This window comes from Bisbaumannia pacifica, assembly GCF_007989625.1.
Lineage (GTDB): Bacteria > Pseudomonadota > Gammaproteobacteria > Pseudomonadales > Halomonadaceae > Bisbaumannia > Bisbaumannia pacifica.
Genome location: NZ_BJUK01000012.1, coordinates 45,744 through 72,568, shown reverse-complemented (window position 1 = coordinate 72,568; position 26,825 = coordinate 45,744). Strand labels below are relative to the sequence as shown.

The window sequence follows — 26,825 nt, the reverse complement described above, 5'->3', positions numbered from 1 at the left end:
TGCGCCGAGGAAGCATCCGCGCGGCCGACGGACAAGACGAGGACCAAGGATGCGACGACTGCTGCTCTCCAATGACGATGGCGTCCACGCCCCGGGCCTGCGGGCCCTGTATGATGCCTTGACGGGGATCGCGCGGCTGCGGGTGGTGGCCCCGGACCGCGACAAGAGCGGGGCCAGCAACTCCCTGACCCTGACCCGGCCGCTGGCCCTCAATGCCCTGGACAACGGCTTCTACAGCGTCGACGGCACCCCGGCGGACTGCGTCTACCTGGGCGTCAGCGACCTCTGGGAGGAGACTCCGGACCTGGTGATCTCCGGCATCAACCACGGCGCCAACCTGGGCGACGACGTTCTCTACTCCGGCACCGTGGCGGCGGCCATGGAGGGGCGCAACCTGGGCCGGCCGGCCATCGCCATGTCGCTGGTAGGGCATCGCCATTTCGAGACCGCCGGCCGGGTGGCGGCGAGCCTGGTAGGGGCCGCCGATACCCTGTCGCTGCCGCCGCGCAGCCTGCTCAATGTCAATGTCCCCGACCTGCCCTGGGACCAGATCCAGGGCTTTCGGGTGACGCGGCTGGGCTTTCGCGGCCCCGCCGCCCGCCCGCTGCGGGTACAGGACCCCCGGGGCCGCGAGCGCTACTGGATCGCCGCCGTGGGGGAGAGTGCCGACGATGGCCCCGATACCGATTTCGCTGCCGTCGAGGCGGGGTATGTCTCCATCACGCCGCTGCAGACCGACCTGACCCGGCAGGCGGCCCTGGCCGACGTACGAGGCTGGCTGGATGCACTCGCTTGAATTACGCGGTATCGGCATGACCTCCCAGCGCACCCGGGATCGCCTGGCGCGGCGCCTGGCCCGGGCCGGTATCGACGACCCCCGGGTGCTGGAGGCGATGGCCGCCGAGCCGCGCCACCTCTTCCTCGACGAAGCCTTGGCCCACCGCGCCTACGAAGATACCGCCCTGCCCATCGGCCACGGCCAGACGCTTTCCCAGCCGTGGATGGTGGCACGCATGAGCGAACTGGTGGTCAGAGAAGCGCCACGGCGGGTGCTGGAGATCGGCACCGGGTCCGGCTACCAGACCCTGATCCTGGCCCGACTGGTGCCCGAGGTCTGGTCGGTGGAACGTATCGCTGCCTTGCACCGTCGCGCCGCGGAACGCCTGCGGCGCCTGGCGGCTCACCCGGTTCACCTGCGCCTGGCCGATGGCGGCCATGGCTGGCCGGAAGCAGCGCCCTTCGACGTGATCCTGCTGACCGCCTGCGCCAGCGAGCTGCCCGAGGCGCTGCTGGAGCAACTGACGGAGGGCGGGGTGCTGATCGCCCCGCTGGAGGATGGCGATGGCCAGCAGTGGTTGACCCGGGTTCAGCGCCAGGGACAGGGTTATGAATATCAGCGGCTCGAGCGGGTTCGCTTCGTGCCGTTACTGGAAGGAGTCATTCGTTGAAGTCCAAGGTTACCCTCTTCCTCAAGGGCGCCGGCATGGGGGCCGCCGATGCGGTTCCCGGCGTCTCCGGAGGCACCATCGCCTTCGTCACCGGCATCTACGAGGAGCTGATTCACACCATCAAGCAATTCGGCCCCGAGGCCTTCGGTGCCTGGCGCCGCGGCGGCCTGGTGGCGCACCTCAACCTGGCCTTCCTGCTGCCGCTGCTGCTGGGGATCGCGATCAGCCTGGTCAGTGTGGCGCATCTGATCACCTGGCTGCTGGAGACCCAGCCGCTGTTGCTGGATGCCTTCTTCTTCGGCCTGGTGGCCGCCTCGGCCCTGGTGGTCAGCCGCAGCCTGCGCTACTGGCGCTACTGGCATATCCTGCCGTTGATCGGCGGCCTGCTGCTGGCCCGCGCCCTGCCGGGGCTGATGCCCATCGTGGCGGAGCTGGGGGTGGAGCCGTTGATGCTGGTGGTGGCCGGCGCCATCGCCATCAGCGCCATGCTGCTGCCGGGGGTTTCCGGGAGCTTTCTGCTGCTGACCATGGGGCTCTATGGCACCGTGATGGAGGGCATCAAGAGCTTCGATCTGGCCTTGATCGCCCAGTTCGGGGTGGGCTGTGCCATCGGCCTGTTCTGCTTCTCGCGGCTGCTCTCTTGGTTGCTCCGGCATGCCCGTACCGGCACCCTGCAGCTGATGATCGGCTTTATCGTCGGCGCCCTGCCGCTGCTGTGGCCCTGGCGCGAGCTGGTGAGCTATCAACTGGGGCCCGAGCAGCAGATGATTCCCCTGGATTATCGCTACCTGCTGCCCCATGACTATGCGCTGCTGACCGGCGAGTCGGCACAGCTTATTCCCGTCCTGGCGTTGATGCTGGCGGGCTTGATTCTGGTGCTGGCGATCAGCCGACAGGCCGGTTCCCAGGCATCTCAAGGAGGACATTGATGCGTAAGGCACTCTTGGTATCGGCGGTGGCCCTGGCCATGGCGGGCTGTGCCGCCCAGCAACCCACGGGACAGGTCACCGTGCGTGATCTCTCCATGGCCCGGGAGGCCACGACTCCGGCCAGCTATACCGTGGCGCCCGGCGATACCCTCTATGGTATCGCCTGGCGCCACGACATGGATTATCGCGAGCTGGCGCGGCTCAACGCCATCGGCCCTCCCTATCAACTGCAGCCGGGCCAGCAGTTGCGCCTGGGTGGCGGCGAGGGGGGGCAGGCCCCGGCCGGCGGCGCCGATGTGGCCGCCTCCTCCGGCGTGCGGGTCACGCCTCTGGGCGAGGCCCCGGCGGATGGCGAGCGCGACTGGTTGGCCCCGGACGAGGCCGCCATCGAGCGCAATCGTCGCCTGACCGCCACGCCCCTGGGCGCTGAGGCGGGCGCGGCGACGAGCCAGGTCGCCGAGGAGGACGATGCCCTGGTCGCCCCGGGGCCGGTGGTCAACCCCGACAGCCCCGGCGCCGATGGCCGCCTCAGCGAGCGTGACCTGGCGGAGCGCGAGGCCCGCGAGGCGCGACAAGCCCAGGAAGCGGCCGCCCGTGAACCCGCCGTTGAGAGCTCAAGCACCGCCAGCCGGGATACTGGGGCCGAGGCGGTCGCCGACACGCAATCGTCATCGACGCCAGAGGATACTGCGGCTGGGGAGAGCGAGGCGGCCGACGCCGCGACGCCTGCCGAGACGGCCGCGCCGGCCGACGAGACGCGTCGCCAGCGCACCTATACGCCGGTGGCCGAGGTGCCCTGGCAGTGGCCGGTCGATGGCGAGGTGGTCGGCAATTTCGGCGACGCTGGCAACATCACCGCCGGCATTGATATCGCCGGACAAAAGGGGCAACCTGTCAAGGCAGCCGGGCCGGGGATCGTGGTCTACGCGGGCAGCGGCGTCAGGGGCTATGGCAACCTGATCCTGCTCAAGCACAACGACGACTTCCTCAGTGCCTATGCCCACAATGACAGCCTCAACGTCAGCGAAAACGACGTGGTGGAGGCGGGCGAGGTGATCGCTACCATGGGCGATACCGACGCCGACCGGGTCAAGTTGCATTTCGAGGTGCGGCGTAACGGCCAGCCTCAGGATCCCCTGACATTCCTGCCGCCGCGTTGAGGCGACAGAGCGAATAACAACAAGCATGGATCGAGGGCGGGTGCCGCCGGCACCCGCTGTTCCAGGGTCTGATGAATGGGGTAGTACCATGAGCATGCTCGAACGCGATCTGCAGGACATGGACATCGAGTCCGTCGACGAGGCCATCCAAGAAGACGCGGAGGTGGTCGACGATGACAAGGCGTCCGATGAGTTCGAGAAGGCCCTGAGTCGGGAGGAGAACACCTACCACCACAGCCTGGACGCCACCCAGATCTACCTCAACGAGATCGGCTTCTCGCCGCTGCTGAGCCCCGAGGAGGAGGTCCACTACGGGCGCCTGGCCCAGGCCGGGGATCCCGCCGGCCGGTCGCGGATGATCGAGTCCAACCTGCGCCTGGTGGTCAAGATCGCCCGCCGTTACCTCAACCGGGGGCTCTCCCTGCTCGATCTGATCGAGGAGGGCAACCTGGGCCTGATCCGCGCCGTGGAGAAGTTCGATCCGGAGCGGGGCTTCCGCTTCTCCACCTATGCCACCTGGTGGATTCGCCAGACCATCGAGCGGGCGTTGATGAACCAGACCCGCACCATTCGTCTGCCGATTCATGTGGTCAAGGAACTCAATATCTACCTGCGGGCGGCCCGGGAACTGACCCAGAAGCTCGACCACGAGGCCACCCCGGAGGAGATCGCCGACTTCCTCGACAAGCCGGTGGCCACGGTCAAGAAGATGCTCGGCCTCAACGAGCGCGTCTCCTCGGTGGATTACCCCATGGGCAGCGAGAGCGACAAGCCGCTGATCGAGACCCTGGCCGACGACAACGAGCAGGGGCCGGAATCCTGGCTGCTGGACGTGGACGTCAAGCAGCACGTCGATGACTGGCTGGCGGAGCTCACCGACAAGCAGATGGAAGTGGTGGTGCGGCGCTTCGGCCTGCGCGGCCACGAGGCGGCGACCCTGGAAGAAGTGGGCGAGGAGATCGGCCTGACCCGTGAGCGGGTGCGCCAGATCCAGGTGGAGGCCCTGAAGAAACTGCGCCGGGTGCTGGAGAAGCAGGGCCTGGACCTGAACGCCATCTTCGAGTAGCTCGTCGAGGGCCATCAGAGACTCCCGAGGGGGCGGCGCCTGGCGTCGCCCCTTCGCGTTGGGGGATATCACTCGCCTATCGTCGATAGGATAGAGCTTCTTTCTGAGTTTGTGGTTTTTGGCAAATAAAGTTGTTGTAATTCATGCCATATTTGGTGGTTAGATGGCGTGAAATCGGGGCTTTTCTGGCAAATAATCATGCTTTCCTGACGATTTGCCGACAGCCCCCTGGAGACACTCATGGCACGCCCCCTGATCGCCGATATCGACCTCGAGGCCCTGCGCCACAACTACTGCCTGGCCCGCGACCTGGCGCCCGACAGCCAGGCGGTGGCGGTGCTCAAGGCGGACGCCTATGGCCATGGTGCCGTGGCCTGTGCCCGGGCCCTGGAGGATCTGGCCCCGGCCTTCGCGGTGGCCTGCATCGAGGAGGCCATCGCCCTGCGCGAGGCGGGAATCGCCACGCCCATCGTGCTGCTGGAGGGCATCTTCGAGGCCGGCGAGCTGGAGCTGGTGGATGCCCATGACCTGTGGATCGCCGTCCACAGCGACTGGCAACTGGAGGCGCTGCTCGCCTATCGCCCCCAGCGGCCGATCCCGGTGTGGCTCAAGGTCGACTCCGGCATGCATCGCCTGGGCTTCGCCCCGGAGCAGGCCGAAGCAGTCTGGGCACGGCTGGCGGCGGCCCCCGAGGTGGTCGGCGAGATGCAGCTGATGAGCCATTTCGCCACCGCCGATGCGGCGCATCCGGCCTATTTCGAGACCCAGTTGCTGCGCATGCGCGCCCTGGCCGAGCGGCTCGACGCGCCCCTGTGCCTGGCCAACTCCCCGGCCACCCTGGCCCACCCCGAGGCCCATGGCGCCTGGAATCGCCCCGGGGTGATGCTCTACGGCAGCGACCCCCTGGAGGTGGCCAACGAGGCGAGCCGCGGCCTGCAGCCGGTGATGACGCTGCGCTCCGAGATCATCGCCGTGCGCGACCTGGCCCCCGGCGAGCCGGTGGGTTACGCCGGGCGCTGGAAGGCGCCGCGCCCGGCGCGGATCGGCGTGGTGGCCTGCGGTTATGGCGATGGCTACGATCGCCACGCCGTGGATGGTACCCCGGTGCTGGTCGATGGCCGGCGCACCGCCATCGCCGGCAAGGTCTCCATGGACATGCTGACCGTGGATATCACCGAGATCCCCGAGGCGGAGATCGGCAGCGAGGTGGTGCTCTGGGGGCGTGCCGCGAATGGGACCGTGCTCTCGGTGGACGAGGTGGCCCGACACTGCGACACCATCAGCTACACCCTGCTCACCGGGGTGCTGCCGAGGGCCCCGAGGCGCTATAATCGCGGCTGATTCTCCGTAGGTTGCCGCTATGTCCAAGGACGCTTCCCAGACCTCCTTCGCCCATCCTCGCTACTGGCCCACCTGGCTGGGCATCGGCGCCATGCGTCTCGGGGCCTGGTTGCCCTGGCGCCTGAAGATGGGGGTGGGCAAGGGGATCGGCCTGCTGGCCTGGCGCCTGGCCAGGCGCCGGCGGCATATCACCGAGACCAACCTGCGGTTGTGCTTTCCCGAGCTCTCCGAGGCGCGGCGTGCTGAGCTGGTGCGCGAGACCTTTATCGCCAACGGCATCGGCCTGCTGGAGACCGCCACCGGCTGGTGTCGTGACCCCGAACATCTGCGCCACCGGGTCACCTTCAAGGGCCAGGAGCAGATGGCGCGAGTCCAGGCCCAGGGCAAGGGCGCGCTGATCCTCGGCATTCACTTCTCGACCCTGGACCTGGGCGGGGCGCTGCATTCGTTGTTCTTTCGTGCCGATGCCGTGCAGCGCCCCCATGACAATGTGCTCTTCAACCGTTTCATGGCGCGAGCCCGGGCACCCTACTTCGATGCGGTCCTCGACCGCCATGACCTACGCGGCGTGGTCAGGCGCCTCAAGGCGGGCCATAACGTCTGGTACTCACCGGACCAGGACTTCGGCCGCGAGGCCAGCGTCTTCGCCCCCTTCTTCGGCATCGAAGCCGCCACGGTGCGGATGACCTCGCGCATCGCACGCCTGACCGGGGCCCCGGTCATCCCGCTGATCTTCCATCGTAACCCGGACAACCGCACCTATACCCTGGAGTATCTGCCGCCGCTGGAGGACTTTCCCGGTGGCGATGAGGTGGCCGATGCCACCCGCGTCAACGCCGTTATCGAGCAGGCGATCCGCAAGCACCCGGAGCAGTACCTGTGGCTGCATCGGCGCTTCAAGACCCGCCCCGAAGGCGAGCCCGGGTTCTATTGATCCGCGCCACCGGCACCCTCCGCTCAGGCGTCGCCCAGGCTTGCAGGCAGACTGAGGCGATGCTGGCCGCGCTGCAGGCGTTCGGTGATGAAGGCGCGATCCATGGGATGCCGGCTGTGGCCATCCAGTGCCTCGACGATGCGATCCGCCATGGCCTGGAGGCCGGCCAGTTGTGCCTCATTAGCCAGCAGCGACAAGGACTTGATGGCCTTGAGCAGGCCAAGCAGGGTGCTCTGATCCTCGGCGCCGTAGTGCAGCAGTGGCACGAACAGGCGGTGCAGCAGGCTGTCGAAGCGCTCCACCGGCCAGGTCACGAGGCGCCGACCGTCGTCGTCCACCAGGGTATTGGCGGGTTGCCAGGTTTGGTATTGCCCGAGCAGGTCGGTCAATCGGTGCAAACATAGCCGTGCGGTACCGGGGTCATTGATGCCCGGCGAGAGCGCCTTGATCGCCACTTCCATCAGTTGAGTCATGCCGTGGACGAAGTGTTCGTCGATGGATTCGCCGCTCAAGTAGGTCATGGTCTCGCACACCGCCTGGCACCACTCCTCGTTGGGGGCATCCTCGCACTCAAGGATGATGATGGGCAGTCCTTCCACTACGTAATCGCCGAAGCGGAAGGTCAGATGGATAACGCCACCGATACGGCCGGCGAGCCTGCCCAGCTTCTCCAGATCGGCATTCTGCAGGTAGCCTGCCCGGGTGGCGTGGATCTCGTGGCAGCGCCTCAAGGGTACCGCCGAGGCGGGAACGAAGCGCCAGCGGGGGGACTGTTCCCTGGCCTTGGCCCGATTCATGGAGTCGAGGGTGGCCTCATGCAGGTTGCTGATCACGGCATCGACCTGGATCGACTGGGAAGCGTTGTGGATAAAGAAGACGAACAGCGCCAGGCAGTGGGTGACCATGGCGCAGGCGGCGTAGATCGCGAGGGAGCGCCAGGTCGCCTCGTCATCGGCCACGGTGGGCACGATCAAGAGCATCAGAATGAAAAGAATGGTGCCGAGGTAATGACCCAGTACCCACTGGTGGCGACGCTCGGAGATCAGCCCAAAGACCAGCTTGTGAGAGAAGTTGCCGCCGGCCTGGGAGAGCACCGACATCACCATCGAGAAGCTGAATACCATCAGCGAGATCATCCCGCCGAGCAGGGCGGCGAGCAGCGACTGGGTATCGCTTGGCGAGGACAGGCTCAGTCGTCGAAGGGTCAGGGGCAGGACATCGTCGGCGACGGGTGGCAGTAAGGCTAGAAGGCCCAGGGAGACGTAGGCCAGGGCGGCCAGTGTCGGCAGGTAGGCGATGCTGGTGGTGAAGCGCTTGAACAGCTCGACCGGGTGAAGCAGTTGAGTCATCGACATGACGATTCCTTCCCTGACAGGCCTTCTGACTTATGAGCCCTTCCTCGGCGTGCTGCAAGGAGGGTTCCCAACGCAAGCGCCCCCGACGAGAGGCTCGTCGGGGGCGCTTGCGTTGCCTGGGGGCCGTGTTCCGCGGGCCTGAACTCAGGCGTCGATGCGCTTGTATTTCATGCGGTGCGGGGTGTCGTTACCGACCCGCTTCTTGTGATCCGCCTCGTACTCGGTGTAGTTGCCCTCGAAGAACACCACCTGAGAATCGCCCTCGAAGGCGAGCACATGGGTGGCGATGCGGTCGAGGAACCAGCGATCGTGGGAGATCACCATGGCGCAGCCGGGGAAGGCCAGCAGGGCCTCTTCCAGGGCGCGCAGGGTCTCGATATCCAGGTCGTTGGAGGGCTCGTCGAGGAGCAGTACGTTGGCGCCCTGCTTCAGGGTCTGGGCCAGCTGCAGGCGACCGCGCTCACCCCCGGAGAGGTCCGACAGGCGCTTCTGCTGGTCGTTGCCCTTGAAGTTGAAACGCCCCACATAGGCCCGCGAGGAGACCTCGTAGCCGTTGATATTGAGGATGTCCTGGCCGTCGGAGACCGCTTCCCAGACCGTCTGCTTGTTGTCGAGGGCGTCGCGCAGCTGCTCCACATAGGCGATGTCGACGGTCTCGCCGATCACCACCTCGCCGGCATCGGGCTGCTCGGTGCCCTTGACCAGCTTGAACAGCGTCGACTTGCCGGCGCCGTTGCCGCCGACGATGCCGACGATGGCCCCTGGCGGCACGGTGAAGGAGAGGTCCTCGTAGAGCAGCTTGTCATCGAAGCGCTTGGAGACGCCGTGGAACTCGATGACCTTGTCGCCCAGGCGCTTGCCGGGCGGAATATAGATCTCGTTGGTCTCGTTGCGCTTCTGGAAGTCGCCGGACTGCATCTCCTCGAAGCGGTTGAGGCGCGCCTTGCTCTTGGCCTGGCGACCCTTGGCATTGGAGCGCACCCACTCCAGCTCGTGTTTGATGGCCTTCTGGCGCGAGGCCTCCTGCTTGGCCTCCTGCTCGAGGCGTTTCTCCTTGGATTCGAGCCACTGGGAGTAGTTGCCCTCGAAGGGGATGCCCTGGCCGCGGTCGAGCTCGAGGATCCAGCCGGCCACGTTGTCGAGGAAGTAACGGTCGTGGGTGATCGCCACCACGGTGCCGTTGTAGTCGTGGAGGAAGCGCTCCAGCCAGGCCACGGACTCGGCGTCCAGGTGGTTGGTGGGCTCGTCCAGCAGCAGCATGTCGGGACCGGAGAGCAGCAGGCGGCACAGCGCCACGCGGCGGCGCTCGCCCCCGGAGAGGTTGCCGACCTTGGCGTCCCAGGGCGGCAGGCGCAGGGCGTCGGCGGCGACCTCGAGCTTGCGCTCCAGGTTATGGGCGTCGGCGGCCTCGATGATGTTCTCGAGACGCGCCTGCTCGGCGGCCAGGGCGTCGAAATCGGCGTCCGGCTCGGCATAGGCGGCGTAGACGGCGTCGAGCTTGGCCTGGGCCTCCTTGATTTCGCCCAGGGCCTCTTCCACGGTCTCGCGGACGTTCTTGGCGTCGTCGAGCTCGGGTTCCTGGGGCAGGTAGCCGACGTTGATGCCCGGCATGGGGCGCGCCTCGCCCTCGAACTCGGTATCGACGCCGGCCATGATGCGCAGCAGGGTCGACTTGCCCGCGCCATTGAGGCCCAGCACGCCGATCTTGGCACCGGGGAAGAAGGACAGGGAGATGTCCTTGAGGATCTGCTTCTTGGGGGGCACGATCTTGCCCACCCGGTTCATGGTGTAGACGTATTGCGCCATGGAAAGCCACTTCGGTTGAGGGGTTTTTTCGCTGGCACGATGATAGTGCCCGGGGCCCGGAAAGGCCAGCCGGCGGCAAGTTCGGCTGGTAGTCTCGGATCGATAGGGGTGCCTACCCCCAGGCTAGCCCCGGGCCTCATTGCTAGCTGGGTAACATACGTAGCGGGGCGCCTTGGGGCGCCCCGCCGGATGGGTTGGGATGGGGGTTAGAGCAGCTCTTCGGCGGCCAGGGCCAGCCGCGAGCGCTCGATGCTGCGCAGGGTGATATGGCCGGCATGGGGCCAGTGGCGGAAGCGCTGCACCAGCGCCGCCATGCCGCAGGTGTTGGGGGTGAGGTAGGGGGTGTCGATCTGCCCCACGTTGCCCAAGCAGACGATCTTGGTATTGCGCCCGGCCCGGGTGACCAGCGACTTGAGCTGCTTGGGCGTGAAGTTCTGCGCCTCGTCGATGATCAGGAAGGTGTCGTTGAGGGTCCGCCCGCGCATGAAGCCTGGCGAGCGAATCTGCACCCGGGAGCCAATCAGCGAGCGGGTGGCATCCTCGCTCCAACTGGTGGAACCGTCCTTCTCGTCGCGCAGCAGGTTGTCCATGTTGTCGTGGAAGGCGCCCATCCAGGGCGACATCTTCTCCTCCTCGGTGCCCGGCAGGAAACCGATGTCCTCGCTCATGGAGATCGGTGCCCGGGTGAAGACGATGCGCTCGAACTGCTTGGTGTCCAGGGTCTGCTGGAAGGCCGCCGCCAGGGTCATGTAGGTCTTGCCGGTGCCGGCGCCGCCGGCGATGGTCACCAGGTCCACCTCGGGGTCCATCAGCAGGTTCAGGGCGAAGTTCTGGCGGCTGTCGTGGGCGTGCACGCCCCAGACGCTGGCGTTGTGGCGATAGTTGGTGAGCAGCTGCAGGCGCGCCCGTCCCGGCTCCAGCTCGCGGACGATGGCCTCGAAATGGGCGCCGTTCTCATCATCGGAGACCAGCATACCCACGTGCCAGTCGTCGGGCAGCTCGCCGCGCAGGGCATAGAAGGTGTGATGATCGGCGCGCTCCACCTCCACCTCGACGGCCAGGGATTCCCAGAGGGCACTGCCGTCATGGCCGGCACTGGCGACGATCTGGGCACCCTCGGTCATGGCGTCGCTGTCGTCGAAGGCGCGGTCGGTAAGGTAGTCCTCCACCGGTACCTTGAGGGCCGCGGCCTTGACCCGCAGGTTGATGTCCTTGGTGATCAGGACCACCGAGGCGTCCGGGTACTCATCGCGTAGCCGGCAGGTCTCGGCGAGGATCTGGTTGTCGGGGCTCTCCTCCAGGTGGTCCAGGGGGGCGAGGTCCGAATAGCAGAGAAAACGCAGTCGTCCGCTGGGGGCGTCGTTGGCCCGGGGGATCGGGATGCCGTGGGGGATCTCGTCGAAGTCGACCTGGTTGGTCAGCTCCGAGAGGGTACGGCTGACCTGGCGGGCGGTACGGGCAATTTCACGAATGCCGTTCTTGTGCTTGTCGAGCTCCTCGAGGACCGTCATGGGAATGGCGACGTCGTGTTCCTCGAACTGATAGATGGCCGTGGGGTCATGCAGCAGGACATTGGTATCCAGCACGTAGAGCCGAGTGGGCTTCTTGTCGATTCGCACCATCGTTGGAAGCGCTCCTTGGTTGACGGCATGATCGACATTGGCAGTGACACCTTACGGTCATATGACAGCCTGTCATAAGGGCACCGCGCCAATGCCGCTTCCCTGGTATGACGTGCCTCCTCTATGACCGGGGAATACCCCTTTGACCCTAGAATGCGCCGGCCGATTCATGAGTTCCAGCACCCGGGTTCAACGTTATTTAGCGCCTCTCGATACGTGCCGATGGCAGCCGTGTTCGCTTACCCGGAAGCTAGGCCCTTCGCGTGAGGGGGGCTCACAGTCCGCCCGACGAGGATCGTGCGGTCGCTGTGATACCCGCGCTTTCGTCCAGGCGGAGGGAACGCTTTCAGGTGCGACGGGAAGAGGTTCTCGAGGCCAGGGAGGAGGGCCGGCACTAACCGCTCAATGGCAAGCGTGTCTCGAACTTGTTGCGCTTGCGTGAGATCAGCGTGCGGAACTTGTGCATGCCCCCACCCGCATAGAGCACGCTTTCACAGAAGCGATCGTAGCCTCGCATATCGGGCACACTGACGATCAACACGAAATCGACTTCTCCCGTCACCTGGTAGCACTGGGTGACTTCGGGGGCCGCTTCTACCCGCCGGACGAAATCGCGATAGAGCGCCCTATCGTCTCGCGCCATGATGACTTCCACCACCATGTGCAGGCTCGTACCGAGCGCCTCGGGGGCGAGGATCGCCACTTCGCGTTGAATGACGCCCCGCGCCTTCAAGCGGCGTACACGCTTGAGGCAGGCCGATGGGGAGAGTCCGACTCGCTCCGCCAGCGCTTGGTTGGTCAGGCTGGCGTCGCGCTGCAACTGATCGAGGATCCTCAAGTCGAGTCTGTCCATGGTGCAGGAAATTTCCCTCAGCTAACGTGAAAGGCCACATTCTTCTCGCTCCGGTCCGAGAACGCCATCGCCTTGTCCGGCCCCTGGGTAAAGTAAAGCACTGTGAGCTTCCACGGGAACACAGGGGCAGGGTATGGCAGGACATTTTGACTCGCGCTACACCAGATCGACGGTTCGACTCCTGCGTGAGGCCTGGGGCGCCTATCTGGCCCTGCTCAAGGTGATGGTGCCAGCGTTGGTGACGGTCAAGGCGCTCGAGATGCTAGGCATGACCGAATGGCTGGGCGCATGGTTATCGCCCTTGATGTCGCCACTTGGGCTACCGGAGCCGCTGAGTATGGTATGGGCCGCGACTCTGCTGACCAATATCTATACCGGCCTGGTCATCTTCTTCGAGATCACGCGAGACACGCCGCTCACCGTGGCGCAGGTCACGGTGCTGGGGGCGCTGATGGCCGTGGGCCACTCGCTGCCGGTGGAGGGCGCCGTGGCTCGCAAGGCCGGCGTGCCCTGGTGGCTGACGTTGCTGCTGCGGGTTGGTGGTGCCTGGGTGCTCGGCTGGGTACTGCACATCAGCCATACACTCGGCGATTGGCTGCAACATGCCAACCATGTCGTCTGGGCGCCATCGCCGCGGGACGCCACCCTGGTAGCCTGGCTACAGGATCAGGCCATGACGTTGGCCATGATCTTCGTGGTGATCCTGGTGCTGATGGCGCTGTTGAACCTGCTGCGCTGGCTGGGTATCGAGCGCCTGGTTCACAGGCTCCTCTACCCGCTACTGCGGCTGCTGGGGATCGGTCCGGCGGCGGCGAATATCACCGTGATCGGCATGACACTGGGGCTCAGCTTCGGTGCCGGCCTGCTGCTGCGCGAGGCACATTCGGGCCGCCTGGCGCCCCGTGACATCGTGCTTACTCTCTGCTTTCTGGGGCTTTGCCACAGCCTGATCGAGGACACGCTGTTGATCATGCTGATGGGGGCGGACCTCTCCGGCCTGCTGTGGGCACGCCTTGGCTTCGCGCTGCTGGTCATCGCCCTGCTGGCCCGACTGCCCTGGCTGAAGCGCGCGCCACTGCCGGCCTGGGTCTTCGTCGAGCGTTCGTTACCTGAGGCGGCATCCAGGCCTCGTCGCGGGTGAGCCGGCGAGAGGGGGCCCAGAGTGACGGTATCGGTAGGCGGCTGTCGCATCGTCCGATGGCCAGTGCCAGGTCGGTGGCCTGGCGGTCACATCAATCAAGGCATGCACTCGTTGGGTCGGTGAGGAACCTGATAGCCCGGGGATCGTTGGTATAGGCCACGTTGAGGCGTAACCAGGGGGAGGCGGCGCCTTGGGGAAAGAAGACATCGCCCGGCGACAGGCGTCGGATCGAGGGCAGCCGCCGGCCATCCGCGGCACCGTGGCGCTCGATCCAGTCACGAATGCCATCCACCAGTTGCTGGACGATGGGGGTGCTCGAGTGCCTGTCGAGGCAAAGCTTCATTGGCAGGAAAGTCTCCATTGCATCCAACCGTTCGGGAAAACGCCGGAACAGTGCCGTGTTAATCCTGGGAAGTGTACCTTACCGCGGCTCGCTGGCGATGCGAGCTTGAGACGCCATGCCATCAGGCATGATCACCGATGACCGCCCGACAGGAAGCGTCTCCATGCATCGAATTCCCGCCCTCCGTCTCGCCTTCGCCCTGTGCATGATCACCACGGCGGTGAATCTTCAGGCCCCACTCTATGCCGCCCTGGCGACCCGGGATGGGGTCGGCGTCGGCGCCACGACCCTGGCCTTCGCCTGTTATGTGCTCGGCGTCTTGCCGGTGCTGCTGGCCTTGAGCGGGCTCGTCGAACGCTTGGGGAGGCGTCTGCCGATCCTCCTCGCGCTGTTGCTGTGCCTGGTGGCCACGACCCTGACGCTCGTCGCCCCGGGACTCCTCTCCCTGGGCATCGCCCGCTTCCTGCTGGGGATCGGTACGGCGCTGACCTCGGCCGTGGCGCCGGCATACATGCTCACCTTCTTCGCGGGTGAGGATAGCCGGAGGCCGACCACCTGGGTAACGGCGAGCACGGCGCTCGGCTTCGGCCTCGGTGCGGCCTTTACCAGCCTGTTCGTACTGCATTCGCCGAGCCTGACGCCACCCAGCCTGGGCTGGTATCTGGGAGCGGCCACCCTGGCACTGGCGCTGGTGTTATCGCTGAAGGATGAGGCGCCCAGGGGCGATGGAGGCGGGATGCTGCGCCTGCCGGCCTATCCGCCCGGTGCCTTCGGCTATGGGTTGGCGATCCTCACGGCCTGGGCCACCGTGGGGCTGGTGATCGCGATCCTGCCGTCGGCCCTGGCCGGACATGGGCTGTCGGGCTGGACCGGCTTCGCGACCTTCGGTATCTGTAGCTGTGGCGTGCTGTTCCAGCCGCTGGCGCGCAGGCTGTCGCCGCGGGTCGCGACCCGGGTCGGCCTGCTTATCCTGCCCCTGGGCTATGCGCTGATCGCCTGGGGCGCCGTGCAGGGGAGGCTGAGTGCCGTGCTACTGGGCACCGTCGTGGCGAGCAGCGCCTGTTATGGCTTCGTCTATCTCGGCGGCCTGAGCGGGGTGCTCGAGGCGGCCGGGGAAGACAAGCCCCGGGCCAGTGCCGGCTATTTCCTGATGGCCTATCTCGGCTTCAGTCTTCCCGTGATCGCCACCGGGGCCCTGATCGATGCTCTCGGGCACGCGCTGGCGCTGACGCTCTTCGGGGCGGCGGTGTTGGTGAGTGCGCTGATTGCGGCTTGGCGCCTCCAGGGGCCCCGATCTCGGGCCGGCCAGGAGGAGCGTGTCCTGAGCGGATAGCGTCGTCTCGCGATAATGATAGCGTGGTAACCTTAGTGGCGATTGGCGTCACGGCCTGCTGTCGTCACCCCGCAGCAGGCTCCCTCTATCGTCGTATTCTGGAGATGGCATGACACTGTTACGCGGGTTCCTGTGGCTACTCGGGTTCCAACTGCTGGGGCAAGCGGCCGTCGAGTGGCTGTCGCTGCCGGTCTCCCACGCCATGGCCGGGCTGCTGTTGCTGCTGGTCTGGCTGCTGGTGACGCGGCGACTCAACGAGAGCGTGGCCACGGCGAGTCAGGCATTGATCGGGCAGCTCGCCATGCTGATCATGCCCGGGGTGGTGGGGGTGTTCTTCGTGATCGACGAGTTCGCCGGCCACTGGACGGCGGTGATGCTCGCCCTGGTTCTGGGCACCTTTCTCAGCGTGTTGACTACCCTCTGGCTGATGCAGCGCTTTATGCCGGGGGATCTGGTGAGTAGCGAGACGCAGGAGCCACGGCCATGAGCGGCTGGCAGGCGTCGATACCGAATGGCCCCATCCTGGCCATTGCCCTGACCCTGGCCGCCTATCTCGGCGGCGTCCGGCTGTTCGAGCGGCTCGGCCGGCCAAGCTGGTGTCCGGCGGTGCTGATCGGGGCGCTGCTGATCGCCACCGGCCTCTGGCTGCTGGGCATCCCGTACCGTGATTACCAGCGCGATATCGTCTGGCTGACCCTGCTGCTGGGGCCTGCCACCGTGGCCTTGGCAGTGCCCCTCTACCAGCAGCGCCAGTCGATCTTCGCCCTGTGGAAGCCGATCCTCTGCTGCCTGCCGCTCGCCGCCGCGCTGGCGGCGTGCTATGCCGTGGCGATCGCCTGGCTGCTGGGGGCGCCGCCCGCGGTGCTGGCCTCCCTGGCGCCGAAGTCGGTCACCGCGCCCCTGGCCATCGGCATCCAGGAGCAGATCGGCGGCTCGCTATCGCTGATGCTGGGCGGCCTGCTGATCACCGGGGTCATGGCGACCCTCTTCGTGAGCTGGCTGGCGCGCCTGCTCGGTATTCGCGACCCGCGCCTGATCGGCTTTACCCTGGGTGTGAACGGCCACGCCATCGGTACCGTCCGCGCCTTCGAACTCGGCCCCACGGCCGGTGCCTTCGCCTCCCTGGGCATGAGCCTGACCGGAGTCTTTACCGCGCTCTTCCTGCCGCTGGTTTGGCGGCTCTTCGGCGCCTGAGGGCAGGCCCTTCAGGCCTGGATTAGCACCCGCTCGCCGTCCAGGCGCACCGCCCAGGTGCGCAGCTTGACGGCGTCGTCCTCCAGGCACTGGCCGTCGGTGAGGCGGAAGTGCTGCTTGTAGAGGGGCGAGGCGACGACGGGGTCGCCCTGGAGGTCGCCGACGATGCCCCGGGCGATCACATTGGCCCCGGAGAAGGGGTCGTGGTTATCCAGGGCATAGAGCGTCTGCTCGTGGCCCGGCTGCGGCGTGTTCGGGCCGCCTGTCGTAGCCGGGTCGCATGGAAGGTAGAAGAGCGCCACCTGGGCCGGGCCCTCGGCGGTCTCGATCCAGGCGGCGACGCCGGAGAAGGGCACCAGGTCGGCGCGGCGACATAGGGCTTGCCAGGTCATCTCAGTCTCGTGTTTCAGGGCGGTGGCGGTAGTCATGGGGAGTCTCCATTGTCCGGGGTGAGGGCTTCTGGGGCGCCATTCTCTAGGCGGGCCTTAACTGGCCGCGCTCGCTGGTCATGATGATGTCCGGGTCCGGGCGGCTGTCGTTGACGAAGCTTCTGAAGCGCTTGAGCTTCTCCGGATCCTGGATGGCGTTGGCCCATTCGCACGCGTAGGTGTCCACCACCGCCTGCATCTGGCGCTCCAGCTCCTCGCCTATCCCTAAGCTGTCCTCCAGGATCACCGCCTTGAGGTAGTCGAGGCCGCCCTCGAGGTTCTCGCGCCACACCGAGGTGCGCTGCAGGCGGTCGGCGGTGCGCACGTAGAACATCAGCACCCGGTCGATGGTGCGGATCAGTGCCTCGTCGTCCAGGTCGGTGGCGAACAGCTCGGCATGGCGCGGGCGCATGCCGCCGTTGCCGCAGACATAGAGGTTCCAGCCGTGCTCGGTGGCGATCACGCCGATGTCCTTGCTCTGGGCCTCGGCACACTCGCGGGTACAGCCAGAGACGGCGAGCTTGATCTTGTGGGGCGAGCGCAGGCCCTTGTAGCGATGCTCGAGGCGGATCGCCATGCCCACGCTGTCGTCCACGCCGTAGCGGCACCAGGTGCTTCCGACGCAGGACTTCACGGTGCGCAGCGACTTGCCGTAGGCGTGGCCGGTCTCGAAGCCCGCCTCGATCAGCTCGCCCCAGATCGCCGGCAGGTCCTCCAGGCGGGCGCCGAACAGGTCGATGCGCTGGCCGCCGGTGACCTTGGTGTAGAGCTCGTACTTCTGCGCCACCTGGCCCAGCACCACTAGCTTGTCCGGGGTGATCTCCCCGCCGGCGATGCGCGGCACCACCGAATAGGTGCCGTTCTTCTGCATATTGGCCATAAAGGTGTCGTTGGTGTCCTGCAGCGGGATATGCGCCGCGTCGGTGATCGGCTCGTTGAAGCAGGAGGCGAGGATCGAGGCCACCGCCGGCTTGCAGATATCGCAGCCCAGGCGATGGGTCTCGGGATTGCCGTGCTTCTCCATCAGCTCGCCGAAGGTCTTGATGCCCTCGACGCGGACGATGTCGTAGAGCTCCTGGCGGGTATGGGCGAAGTGCTCGCAGAGCGAGCGGTCCACCTCGACGCCACGGCTCTCCAATTCATGGTCGACCACGCTCTTGAGCAGGGCCGCGCAGCCGCCGCAGCCGGTGCTGGCGCGGGTGGAGTCCTTGACCGTGGCGAGGTCGCAGGCGCCGGCGTCGATGGAGGCGCAGACGTCGCCCTTGGTGACGTTATGGCAGGAGCAGATCATGGCGCTGTCGGGCAGGGCGTCGGGGCCCAGCGCCGGGGCGCCGTCGCTGGAGGGCAGGATCAGCGCGGCGGGGTCCTGGGGTAGCTCGATGCCGCCCGCGTAGTACTGCATCAGGGTGTCATAATAGCCGTTGTCGCCCACCAGCATGGCGCCGAGCAGTCTCTTGCCGTCGCCGGAGACCACCAGCTTGCGGTACTCCTGCTTGATCTGGTCCAGGTAGCGGAACATCCGCGCGCCGGGGTGCTGGGTGCCATGGGCGTCGCCGATGGCGCCCACGTCGACGCCGAGCAGCTTGAGCTTGGTGCTCATATCGGCGCCGCCGAAGGTCTCGGGGGCGCGATCGAGGGCATCGGCCATCAGGGTGTCGGCGGCGGCCCGGGCCATCTGGTAGCCGGGGGCCACCAGGCCGAAGATGCTGTTGTTCCACAGCGCCACCTCGCCGACGGCGAGGATCGCCGGGTCGCTGGTCAGGCAGCGGTCGTCGATCACCACGCCGCCGCGTTCGCCGATCTCCAGGGCGCTGCCGCGGGCCAGCGCGTCCCGGGGGCGGATACCGGCGGAGAAGACGATCAGGTCGGCCTCCAGCACCTTGTCGTCCTGGAACACCATGCGATGGCGACCGGCCTCGCCGTCCTCGATGCGCTGGGTGGCGCGCTCGGTGAGCACCTGCACGCCCAGCGCCTCGATCTTCTCGCGCAGCAGTTCGCCGCCCTCGGCGTCGACCTGCATGGGCATCAGCCTGGGGGCGAACTCGACCACGGCGGTGTCGAGATCCAGGCCGCGCAGGGCGTTGGCCGCCTCCAGACCGAGCAGGCCGCCGCCCACCACCACGCCGGTGGCGGCGTTCTCGGCGGTGGCGCGGATGGCGTCGAGGTCATCCAGGGTGCGGTAGACCAGGCAGCCCTCGCGGTCGTTGCCGGGAATCGGCGGCACGAAGGGGGTGGAGCCGGTAGCCAGCACCAGGCGGTGGTAGGGGTAGCGGCCCCGGGGGGTGACCACCTCGCCCGTGTCGCGGTTGATGGCGATGACGGCCTCGTCGAGGCGCAGTTCGATGCCGTGCTCGGCATAGTAGTCCGCTGTGGAGAGGGCCAGCGACTCGGCGTCGCGGCCGGCGAAGTACTCGGAGAGGTGCACCCGATCATAGGCCAGGTGACGCTCCTCGCCGAACACGGTGATGGCGTAGCGCCGATGGGCGCCGCGCTCGATGAGTTGCTCGACCAGGTGGTGGCCGACCATGCCGTTACCGATGATGATCAATGGCTGTTGCGTGGACATGTTATGCGGCCTCCTTCACGGGGCGGGACGTTGAAGCGGATGACGGGGTGTCGAGCAGGGCGTCGGCATCGGCCGCGCCGAGTAGCAGGGCCGGGCGGCAGGCGCCGAGGTCGCGGCCGGCCTGGGCGAAGTACCAGGGGCCCATGGCGGTATCGCCATAGAGCACCGCGCCCTCTAGGCGGCCGTCGCGCAGCAGTAGCCGGCGGTAGTCGCCCTGGTCGGGGTCGTGGTAGACCAACACCTCGTGGTCGGCGTCGGGGTCAATGGGGCCGAAGGCGTAGAGGGCGATGCCGCTGACCTTGAGCTTGGTGGCGGTCGCGGCCTCCCGGTAGCCGGGCGTGGTCTCGCCGCACAGGCGCGCGGCCAGCACCTCCACCTGGCGCCAGATCGGTTCCACCAGGCCATAGGTGTGGCCGGCGAACTCGCAGCATTCGCCGAGGGCATGGATACGCGGGTCGGAGCTGGTGAGGGTCGCGTCCACCCGGATGGCGCGGCCCATGGCCAGGCCGGCGGCCTCGCCCAGTTGGGTATTCGGGGTGATGCCGGCGGCGATCACCACGCAGTCGGCGGGCAGCCGGCGCCCGTCCTCTAGGTGCACCGCCGCCACCCGGCCACGGCCGTCGTCCTCCAGCCATGCCAGGCGCGCGCCGGTATGGATCGCGAGGCCGCGGCCGCGAAGCTCGTGCTCCAGCAGGGCGGCGGCGGTGGCGTCGAGCTGGCGGTTCATCAGCCGGCCGGCGCGCTGCAGCACGCCGGCCCGGGCGCCGCGCTTGCGCATGCCCTCGGCGGCCTCCAGGCCCAGCAGGCCACCCCCTACCACCAGGGTCTCGGCGCCGGCCTCGGCGGCGGCCATCAGCGCCTCGGCATCGTCCAGGTCGCGGAAGCCGTGCACCCCCGCCAGCTCGATGCCGGGCACCGCCGGCATGGCCGGCCGCGAGCCGGTGGCCAGCACCAGGCGGCCATAGTCGAGGGTGCGTCCCGCGTCGGTGGTCAGGCGCCGGGCCCGGCGGTCGATATCGGTGACGCGCTCGCCGAGGAGCAGTTCGATGCCCTGGTCGGCGTACCAGCCGGCGTCGCGCAGGGTCAGGGCGTCGCGGGCCATCTCGCCGGCCAGCCAAGGGGAGAGCAGGATGCGGTTGTAGGCCGGGACGGTCTCCTCGCCCAGCACGATGATGCGTGTCGGCCGATTCATCCGCTTGAGCAGGGCCTCCACCAGCCGGTGGCCGGCCATGCCGTTACCGATGATCACCAGGGGCTCGTCCGGGGTGAGTTGAGGCATGGGAGGTGTCTCCTGTCGTGGCGAAAACCAAGAACGGCGCCTTCCTCTGGCCCGCAGGCCAGGGGAAGACGCCGTTGTCGTGAATCCTGTCGGGGCGATCGCCGTTGATGCCCCGTGCTATCAAGAACTTTCAAGAACCCGGCCAGAATGCCGGGATAAGACGACTTTTTATGTGATTACATAGGGTTGCTGTCAGGCTGTGGGGCCGGGGGCGTGCCACCTTCGGTGTCCTCTGCACCGGCCTGGTGCAGGGCCCTGTCGTAATGCACGGGGTCATGGCAGGCCCGCAGGCTGGCCAGGTCCAGGCGCCTCCCCTCGCGGCGCAGGGCCTGATCCAGGTGCTCGGCGACGCTGGCGGCGGCCTGGGGATCGGGGCGCAGTACCTCGCTGCCGCACAAACGCTGGCGAATCGGCGTCTCGTTGAGGGGCAGCCGCGAGAGGTGGGCCACCGAGCGATCCAGGTAGGGGGGCAGGGCCAGCCACTCCAGGGTGCGGCGGGCATGGCCGGGGTCCGCCGCCAGCCAGTCGCCGGCCCGCTGCAGGGCAACGATCAAGCGGGCCAGGGTGGCCGGATAGCAGCGCGCCCAGGAGCGGGTCACCCCCAGTACCTTCTCCGGAGCCTCCGGCCACAGCTGGGCGCCGGTGGCGACGATGCGTCCCGCGCCGCGGTGCTGGGCCAGGCTGCCCCAGGGCTCGCCGACGCAGAAGCCGTCGATCTCGCCGGCCTCCATGGCCTCCACCATGCGCGGCGGCGGCAGCACCACCAGCTCGACGTCGCGCTGCGGGTCGAGTCCGCCCAGGTCGAGCCAGTGGCGCAACTGATAGTGCTGGCAGGAGTAGGGGTAGACCATGGCCAGCCGCGGCGGGCGGGGCAGCGTCGGCAGGGCCGCGGCCAGGGCCCGGGCGCCGCGCGCCGGGTCCACCGCCAGGTGGGCGTGACTGGCCTCGGCGAGGCGTTCGGCAAGCACCAGGGCATTGCCGTTGCGGGACAGGGTCACCGGGGCCAGGGTCTCGCAGGGAGCCCGGCCCAGCCCCAGGCTCATGGCCAACGGCATTGGGGCGAGCATCTGGGCGCCGTCCAGCAGGCCGGCGGCCACCTTGTCGCGCAGGGCCGACCAGGTGTTCTGGCGGGCCAGGGTCACGTCCAGGCCCTGGTCGGCGAAGAAGCCCGCCTCCCGGGCGATCACCAGCAGGGCGGCATCGAGCAGCGGCACGAAGCCCAGGGTCAGGTCGGGACGTTCGGCATCCGGTAGGAAGGTCATAGGCCGTTCTCCAGGCGTTCGAGGATATCGATGACATTGTCGGCCACCTGGGCGATACGCTGGCCGCGATCCATGGCCAGCTTGCGCAGCATGCGGTAGGCCTGCTCCTCGTCGGTGTTCTGATGTTTCATCAGCAGCCCCTTGGCACGCTCGATGCGCTTGCGTTCGCTGAGCTGGTTGCGGGTCTTGTCCAGCTCGCGGCGCAGCGACTGGAAGGCGTCGAAGCGGGCGATGGCCACCTCGATGATCGGCTTGACCCGGCCGGGCACCAGCCCATCCACCACGTAGGCGCTGACCCCGACCTTGAGGGCGGCCTGGAGGGTCTCCGGGTCGTGCTGATCGGCGAAGAAGACCACCGGGCGCGGGTTCTCGCGATTGAGCAGCGCCATGCTGTCCAGGGTGTCCCGGTCCGGGGACTCCATGTCGATGATCACCACATCGGGGGCATGGCGGGCCACCATCTCGTTGAGGCTGGCGGGGCTGGTCAGTCGGCAGATCACCCGGTGCCCCTCGTGGGTCAGGGCCTCTTCCACCATGGCGGCGCGCACCACTTCGTCGTCGACCAGCAATATCTTCAGGGACGTGGGTGGGGACATAACGGGACTCGCGGGCAGATCAGGTCCATTGGCCCTGCAATAAGCGTTCCAACTGGCCGGGGTGGGTCAGGGAAACCTGTGGCATGGCAGCCGGAATGACCAGGGTAGCCCCGGGCCTCCTGCAGAAGGCGTATGGCGGCGATAACCCGGGGAAGGCTTCGGTCTCCAGGCGGCTCGGCGATGGTCCGTACGGGAATGAGTCACCCTCGGCTTGCGCCGCCGGGGTGCAGTGACGTCAATGGGTGCCTTGTAGTGGTGCGTGGGGGCGCGACCGGGGTAACCCAGGGGCCTGGTGGTTCGCCAAGATGCTCAGGATAGTCAAATAGTTAGGGTGATTCTCCGGTCTTATGGCATACGTCTTGCTTACCAGGAAGTAACCCGGGACCAATGGCGGTCCTGTCGATATCAGCAGTTCAGCGAACACGACGATGGCGTCCTGCCCACGGCCTAGCGGCCGAGGGAGGGCGCCATCGTCGTTTCAAGAGGCAACCCTATGCATCAGGCGCGAACCACCTGTCCGTACTGCGGCGTCGGCTGCGGCGTCGTGGCGGAGCTTGCGGGCGAGCGGATCGTCGGCGTCAGCGGCGACAGCGAGCACCCGGCCAACTATGGCCGCCTCTGCGTCAAGGGCTCGGCCCTCCACGAGACCCTCGGCCACCGGGGGCGATTGACTCGGCCCCGGGTCGACGGCGTCGAGGTGGACTGGGAGACGGCACTGTCCGCCGTGGCGCAGCGCCTGGCGGCGACCCGCAGCGAGCACGGCGCCGACGCCGTGGCGGCCTACCTTTCCGGCCAACTGCTCACCGAGGACTATTACGTCGCCAACAAGCTGTTCAAGGGCTTCCTCGGCACGCCCCACCTGGATACCAACTCGCGGCTGTGCATGGCCTCGGCGGTGGCCGCCTACAAGCGCAGCCTGGGGGCCGATGCGGTGCCCTGCAGCTACGAGGACCTGGAGGAGGCCGAGCTGGTGGTGCTGGTGGGCTCCAACCTGGCCTGGAACCACCCGGTGCTCTACCAGCGCCTCAAGGTGGCCAAGACCCGCAATCCGCTGATGCGGGTGGTGGTGATCGACCCCCGGGTCACCGACAGCTGCGAGATCGCCGACCTCTACCTGGGCCTCAGGCCCGGCAGCGATGCCCGCCTCTTCAATGGGCTGCTGACCTGGATGGCCGACCGGGGCAGGCTCGATCGGGTCTACCTGGAGAAGCACACCCATGGCCTCGAGGAGGCGCTGGCCGCGGCCCGGGAGGAGGACGATTCGGTGGAGGCCATCGCCGCCGACTGCGATCTCGACCCGGAGCGCCTGGAGACCTTCTACTACTGGTTCTCTAGCCAACTGCACGTGGTGACCCTCTACTCCCAGGGCATCAACCAGTCCTCCAGCGGCACCGACAAGTGCAACGCCATCATCAATTGCCACCTGGCCGGCGGTAAGCTTGGCCTGCCCGGGGCCGGGCCCTTCTCGATCACCGGCCAGCCCAACGCCATGGGCGGCCGCGAGGTGGGTGGCCTGGCCAACCAGTTGGCCGCCCATATGGACTACCACACCCCGGGGGCCCGCGATCGGGTGACCCGCTTCTGGGCCACCGAATCGCTGGTCCCGACCCTGCCCGAGGGGCCCGGCCACAAGGCGGTGGAACTCTTCGAGTCGATCGAGCGGGGCGAGGTCCGGGCGCTATGGATCATGGCCACCAACCCGGCGGTCAGCCTGCCCCGGGCCAACCGGGTGCGGGAGGCACTCGAGACGTGCCCGCTGGTGATCGTCTCCGAGTGCATGGCCGATACCGACCTGCTGGACTATGCGGATATCGTGCTACCGGCCTCGAGCTGGTCGGAGAAGAACGGCACCGTGACCAACTCCGAGCGGCGCATCTCCCGCCAGCGCGGCCTGCTGCCGCCGCCCGGGGAGGCGAAGCACGACTGGTGGATCATCACCCAGGTGGCCCGGCGGTTGGGCTATGGCGAGGCCTTCGATTACGCGCATCCAGCGGAGATCTTCGACGAGCATGCCCGGCTCTCCGGCTTCGAGAACGCGGATAGCAGCAAGCGACTGTTCGATATCTCCGGGCTGGCGGGACTCGATCGCGCCGCTTTTGATGCCCTCTTACCCATCCAGTGGCCGGTCACCGCCGCCGCCCCACGGGGCACCGCGCGGCTCTTCGAGGATGGCCGCTTCGCCACCCCGGATGGCCGGGCCCGGCTGATCCCGGTGCGCCCCCGGGAGCCCGAGCAGGCGCTTAGTGAGGCGCGGCCGCTGCGCCTCAACACCGGGCGTATCCGCGACCAGTGGCACACCATGACCCGCACCGCCCGGGCGCCGCGGCTGATGAATCACCGCGCCGAGCCCTTTATCGAGATCACCCCCGAGGACGCCCTGGCGCTGGGCGTCGGCGACCAGCAACTGGCACGGCTGCGTGGTGCCGGCGGCGACTACCTAGGCCGGGTGCGGCTCACCAAGGGGCAGCGCCGCGGCGAGGTATTCGTGCCCATGCACTGGAGCGACCGCTTCAGCGGGAGCGCGCGCATGGGCAGCCTGCTGGAGGCCCACCTCGACCCGCTCTCCGGCCAGCCCGAGTCCAAACATGGCGCCGTGGCCCTCGAGTCGCTTCCCGTCGCCTGGGAGGCGACCCTGCTGGTCGCCGATGACCTCCCGGCGACGCCCGGCTGGTGCATGGAGAGCGCCTACTGGGCGCGAATCCCCTTGGCCCATGGCCAGCGCTGGCAACTGGCCGGCATGCCTGAGCAGGCCGATCGCGACTGGCTGGCCTGGCTCGCGGGCCATCTGCCGGTGACCCCGGCGCTGTGGCTCGACGATCCCGCCGGCGGGCGATTGCGTGCCGCCGGTATTGAGGACGGTCGCCTGCGTTGGTGGCTGATGGTGGGCCCCCCGGCGGAGTTGCCGGGGCTGGCCTGGCTCGATGAGCGCCTCGCCGAGGCCGCCCGCGGCGAGGCCCTGTCGCCCGAGCGCCGGCGGCGCCTACTGGCCGGATGCGACGACGGCGCCGCCGACAGCGGCCCGGTGGTGTGCAGCTGCCACCAGGTGGGCCAGAAGGCCATCGTCGCGGCGATCCGCGGCGGCGAGGCTAGCGTCGAGGCGCTGGGTGCCCGCCTGGCCTGCGGCACCCAGTGCGGGAGCTGCATTCCCGAGTTGAAATCCCTGATCGAAGAGCAGCGCGCGACGCATGCCGAAGAGGAGAAGGCCCCATGCGAACCCTGACCCCAAGCAGCAAGGCCCGACTGGCATGGGACGCCCTGCTGACGCCGCTACGCGGCCTGGCCCGGCGCATCGCCGACACGACCTACTGGCGGACCGATGGTGCGGACCAGCGGAAGGGCACGGCCTTGGGTGGCGACTGTCGCCCCGGCAGCGTCTACCTGGTGGGGGCCGGCAGCGGCGCGGCGGAGCTGTTGGCCCTCAGGGCCGCCCGATTGCTGGGCGAGGCCGATGCGGTGGTCTATGACCGCCTGGTGGGGGATGAGGTGCTGGCGCTGATTCCGGCTCACCGGGAGCGCTACTACGTGGGCAAGGCACGGGGCCAGCATAGCGTGCCCCAGGCGGAGATCGGCGAGCTGCTGGTGGAACTGGCGAGCCAGGGCAAGTCGGTGGTGCGCCTCAAGGGCGGCGACCCCGGGGTCTTCGGGCGCTTGGGCGAGGAGCTCGCCGCCCTCGACGCGGCGGGGGTGCCCAGCGAGATCGTGCCCGGTATCACCGCCGCCTCGGCGGCCTGCGCCGGCATGGGCATTCCGCTCACCGACCGGGCCCATGCCCAGCAGCTGCGCCTGGTCACCGCCCAGCTGTGCCGTGCCGAAGGCGAGCCGGACTGGCCGGCGCTGGCCCGTCGCGACGAGACCCTGGTGTTCTATATGGGCCTGGCCAAGGTCGAGGCGATCTGCGCCGGGTTGCGCGGCGCCGGTCTGCCCGACGACTGGCCGATCATGTTGGTGGCCAACGCCAGCCTGCCCAAGCAGCGGGCACTGATCGGCACCCTGGCCGAGATGCCCGCCAGGCTGGCGGCCGAGCCGCTGCCCTCGCCCTGCTTGATCGTTGTGGGCAGCGTGGTGCGGATGGCGGCGCAGCGGCAGCGCCGAGTGGCCGGGGCTAGGGCTGGGACGACGAAGGAGTGAGGGAACCCCCGGGCACGGTTAGAGTCTCAGGGGGCGCCGAG

At 67.8% G+C, this 26,825-nt stretch carries 23 protein-coding genes; 13 read left to right on the top strand and 10 right to left on the bottom strand.

The features are described from left to right. Positions 1-49 precede the first annotated feature (49 nt). The 7 genes from surE to lpxL all read left to right on the top strand — a co-directional run bounded on the left by surE (position 50) and on the right by lpxL (position 6,878). Positions 50-796 (top strand): 5'/3'-nucleotidase SurE, encoded by a 747-nt coding sequence (gene surE, locus HPA02_RS07200; RefSeq protein ID WP_146802411.1) that lies wholly within the window; start codon positions 50-52, stop codon positions 794-796. After that, a complete protein-coding gene (locus tag HPA02_RS07195) occupies positions 783-1,448 on the top strand; it encodes a protein-L-isoaspartate(D-aspartate) O-methyltransferase (protein ID WP_146802410.1) in 666 nt (221 codons plus the stop codon). The genes surE and HPA02_RS07195 overlap by 14 nt, the downstream gene beginning before the upstream one ends. Continuing rightward, a complete protein-coding gene (locus tag HPA02_RS07190; RefSeq protein WP_186809944.1) occupies positions 1,445-2,377 on the top strand; it encodes a DUF368 domain-containing protein in 933 nt (310 codons plus the stop codon). Before HPA02_RS07195 ends, HPA02_RS07190 begins: the two co-directional genes overlap by 4 nt. Further along, positions 2,377-3,537 carry a peptidoglycan DD-metalloendopeptidase family protein gene (locus HPA02_RS07185; RefSeq protein WP_146802409.1) on the top strand — a complete coding sequence of 387 codons (1,161 nt, stop codon included), beginning with the start codon at positions 2,377-2,379 and terminating at the stop codon, positions 3,535-3,537. Before HPA02_RS07190 ends, HPA02_RS07185 begins: the two co-directional genes overlap by 1 nt. Before the next feature lie 88 nt (positions 3,538-3,625). Next, positions 3,626-4,603, top strand: coding sequence for an RNA polymerase sigma factor RpoS (gene rpoS, locus HPA02_RS07180; RefSeq protein WP_146802408.1), 978 nt, complete (start codon positions 3,626-3,628; stop codon positions 4,601-4,603). Positions 4,604-4,843: 240 nt separating this feature from the next. Continuing rightward, a complete protein-coding gene (gene alr, locus HPA02_RS07175) occupies positions 4,844-5,944 on the top strand; it encodes an alanine racemase (protein WP_146802407.1) in 1,101 nt (366 codons plus the stop codon). A gap of 19 nt (positions 5,945-5,963) precedes the next feature. Continuing rightward, complete coding sequence (gene lpxL, locus HPA02_RS07170) at positions 5,964-6,878, top strand: LpxL/LpxP family Kdo(2)-lipid IV(A) lauroyl/palmitoleoyl acyltransferase (RefSeq protein WP_146802406.1); 915 nt, start codon at positions 5,964-5,966, stop codon at positions 6,876-6,878. A 23-nt stretch (positions 6,879-6,901) separates the two neighbouring features. Here the strand turns inward: lpxL and HPA02_RS07165 are convergent, their stop codons facing one another. From HPA02_RS07165 to HPA02_RS07150, 4 genes are all read right to left on the bottom strand, one after another. Further along, entirely contained in the window at positions 6,902-8,233 is a 1,332-nt protein-coding gene (locus tag HPA02_RS07165; RefSeq protein ID WP_146802405.1) for a DUF2254 domain-containing protein, read from the bottom strand. Positions 8,234-8,377: 144 nt separating this feature from the next. Next, a complete protein-coding gene (gene ettA, locus HPA02_RS07160) occupies positions 8,378-10,039 on the bottom strand; it encodes an energy-dependent translational throttle protein EttA (protein WP_146802404.1) in 1,662 nt (553 codons plus the stop codon). Between the two features lie 206 nt (positions 10,040-10,245). Then, the gene (locus HPA02_RS07155; protein WP_146802403.1) at positions 10,246-11,661 is read right to left on the bottom strand and encodes a PhoH family protein; all 1,416 of its coding nucleotides are present in this window, start codon (positions 11,659-11,661) and stop codon (positions 10,246-10,248) included. A 394-nt stretch (positions 11,662-12,055) separates the two neighbouring features. After that, positions 12,056-12,514 (bottom strand): Lrp/AsnC family transcriptional regulator, encoded by a 459-nt coding sequence (locus tag HPA02_RS07150; protein WP_146802402.1) that lies wholly within the window; start codon positions 12,512-12,514, stop codon positions 12,056-12,058. A gap of 133 nt (positions 12,515-12,647) precedes the next feature. Here HPA02_RS07150 and HPA02_RS07145 point away from each other — a divergent pair, with 133 nt between their 5' ends. Continuing rightward, on the top strand, positions 12,648-13,655 hold the full coding sequence (locus tag HPA02_RS07145) for a nucleoside recognition domain-containing protein (RefSeq protein ID WP_232340928.1): 1,008 nt from the start codon (positions 12,648-12,650) through the stop codon (positions 13,653-13,655). A 91-nt stretch (positions 13,656-13,746) separates the two neighbouring features. Here the strand turns inward: HPA02_RS07145 and HPA02_RS07140 are convergent, their stop codons facing one another. After that, entirely contained in the window at positions 13,747-14,016 is a 270-nt protein-coding gene (locus HPA02_RS07140; RefSeq protein ID WP_146802401.1) for a hypothetical protein, read from the bottom strand. A gap of 145 nt (positions 14,017-14,161) precedes the next feature. On the opposite strand from HPA02_RS07140, the gene HPA02_RS07135 reads away from it, so the two are divergent. The 3 genes from HPA02_RS07135 (at position 14,162) to HPA02_RS07125 (ending at position 16,525) form a co-directional block, all read left to right on the top strand. Further along, the gene (locus HPA02_RS07135; protein WP_146802400.1) at positions 14,162-15,331 is read left to right on the top strand and encodes an MFS transporter; all 1,170 of its coding nucleotides are present in this window, start codon (positions 14,162-14,164) and stop codon (positions 15,329-15,331) included. 109 nt (positions 15,332-15,440) lie between these two features. Then, on the top strand, positions 15,441-15,818 hold the full coding sequence (locus tag HPA02_RS07130) for a CidA/LrgA family protein (protein WP_146802399.1): 378 nt from the start codon (positions 15,441-15,443) through the stop codon (positions 15,816-15,818). Next, complete coding sequence (locus HPA02_RS07125) at positions 15,815-16,525, top strand: LrgB family protein (RefSeq protein ID WP_146802398.1); 711 nt, start codon at positions 15,815-15,817, stop codon at positions 16,523-16,525. The genes HPA02_RS07130 and HPA02_RS07125 overlap by 4 nt, the downstream gene beginning before the upstream one ends. A gap of 11 nt (positions 16,526-16,536) precedes the next feature. On the opposite strand, the gene nirD is transcribed toward HPA02_RS07125, so the two are convergent. The 5 genes from nirD to HPA02_RS07100 form a co-directional block, all read right to left on the bottom strand. Next, entirely contained in the window at positions 16,537-16,953 is a 417-nt protein-coding gene (gene nirD / locus HPA02_RS07120; protein ID WP_146802397.1) for a nitrite reductase small subunit NirD, read from the bottom strand. A 46-nt stretch (positions 16,954-16,999) separates the two neighbouring features. After that, a complete protein-coding gene (gene nirB / locus HPA02_RS07115) occupies positions 17,000-19,519 on the bottom strand; it encodes a nitrite reductase large subunit NirB (protein WP_146802396.1) in 2,520 nt (839 codons plus the stop codon). Between the two features lies 1 nt (position 19,520). Further along, positions 19,521-20,798 carry an NAD(P)/FAD-dependent oxidoreductase gene (locus HPA02_RS07110; RefSeq protein WP_146802395.1) on the bottom strand — a complete coding sequence of 426 codons (1,278 nt, stop codon included), beginning with the start codon at positions 20,796-20,798 and terminating at the stop codon, positions 19,521-19,523. A 176-nt stretch (positions 20,799-20,974) separates the two neighbouring features. Next, the gene (locus tag HPA02_RS07105; protein ID WP_146802394.1) at positions 20,975-22,060 is read right to left on the bottom strand and encodes a CmpA/NrtA family ABC transporter substrate-binding protein; all 1,086 of its coding nucleotides are present in this window, start codon (positions 22,058-22,060) and stop codon (positions 20,975-20,977) included. Continuing rightward, positions 22,057-22,656 (bottom strand): ANTAR domain-containing response regulator, encoded by a 600-nt coding sequence (locus tag HPA02_RS07100; protein WP_146802393.1) that lies wholly within the window; start codon positions 22,654-22,656, stop codon positions 22,057-22,059. Before HPA02_RS07100 ends, HPA02_RS07105 begins: the two co-directional genes overlap by 4 nt. 493 nt (positions 22,657-23,149) lie before the next feature. Between HPA02_RS07100 and HPA02_RS07095 the strand changes: the two genes are divergently transcribed. Next, positions 23,150-25,876: a nitrate reductase gene (locus HPA02_RS07095; protein WP_146802392.1), complete on the top strand. Its 2,727-nt coding sequence runs from the start codon at positions 23,150-23,152 to the stop codon at positions 25,874-25,876. Continuing rightward, entirely contained in the window at positions 25,864-26,784 is a 921-nt protein-coding gene (gene cobA, locus HPA02_RS07090) for a uroporphyrinogen-III C-methyltransferase (RefSeq protein WP_146802391.1), read from the top strand. The genes HPA02_RS07095 and cobA overlap by 13 nt, the downstream gene beginning before the upstream one ends. Positions 26,785-26,825 lie beyond the last annotated feature (41 nt).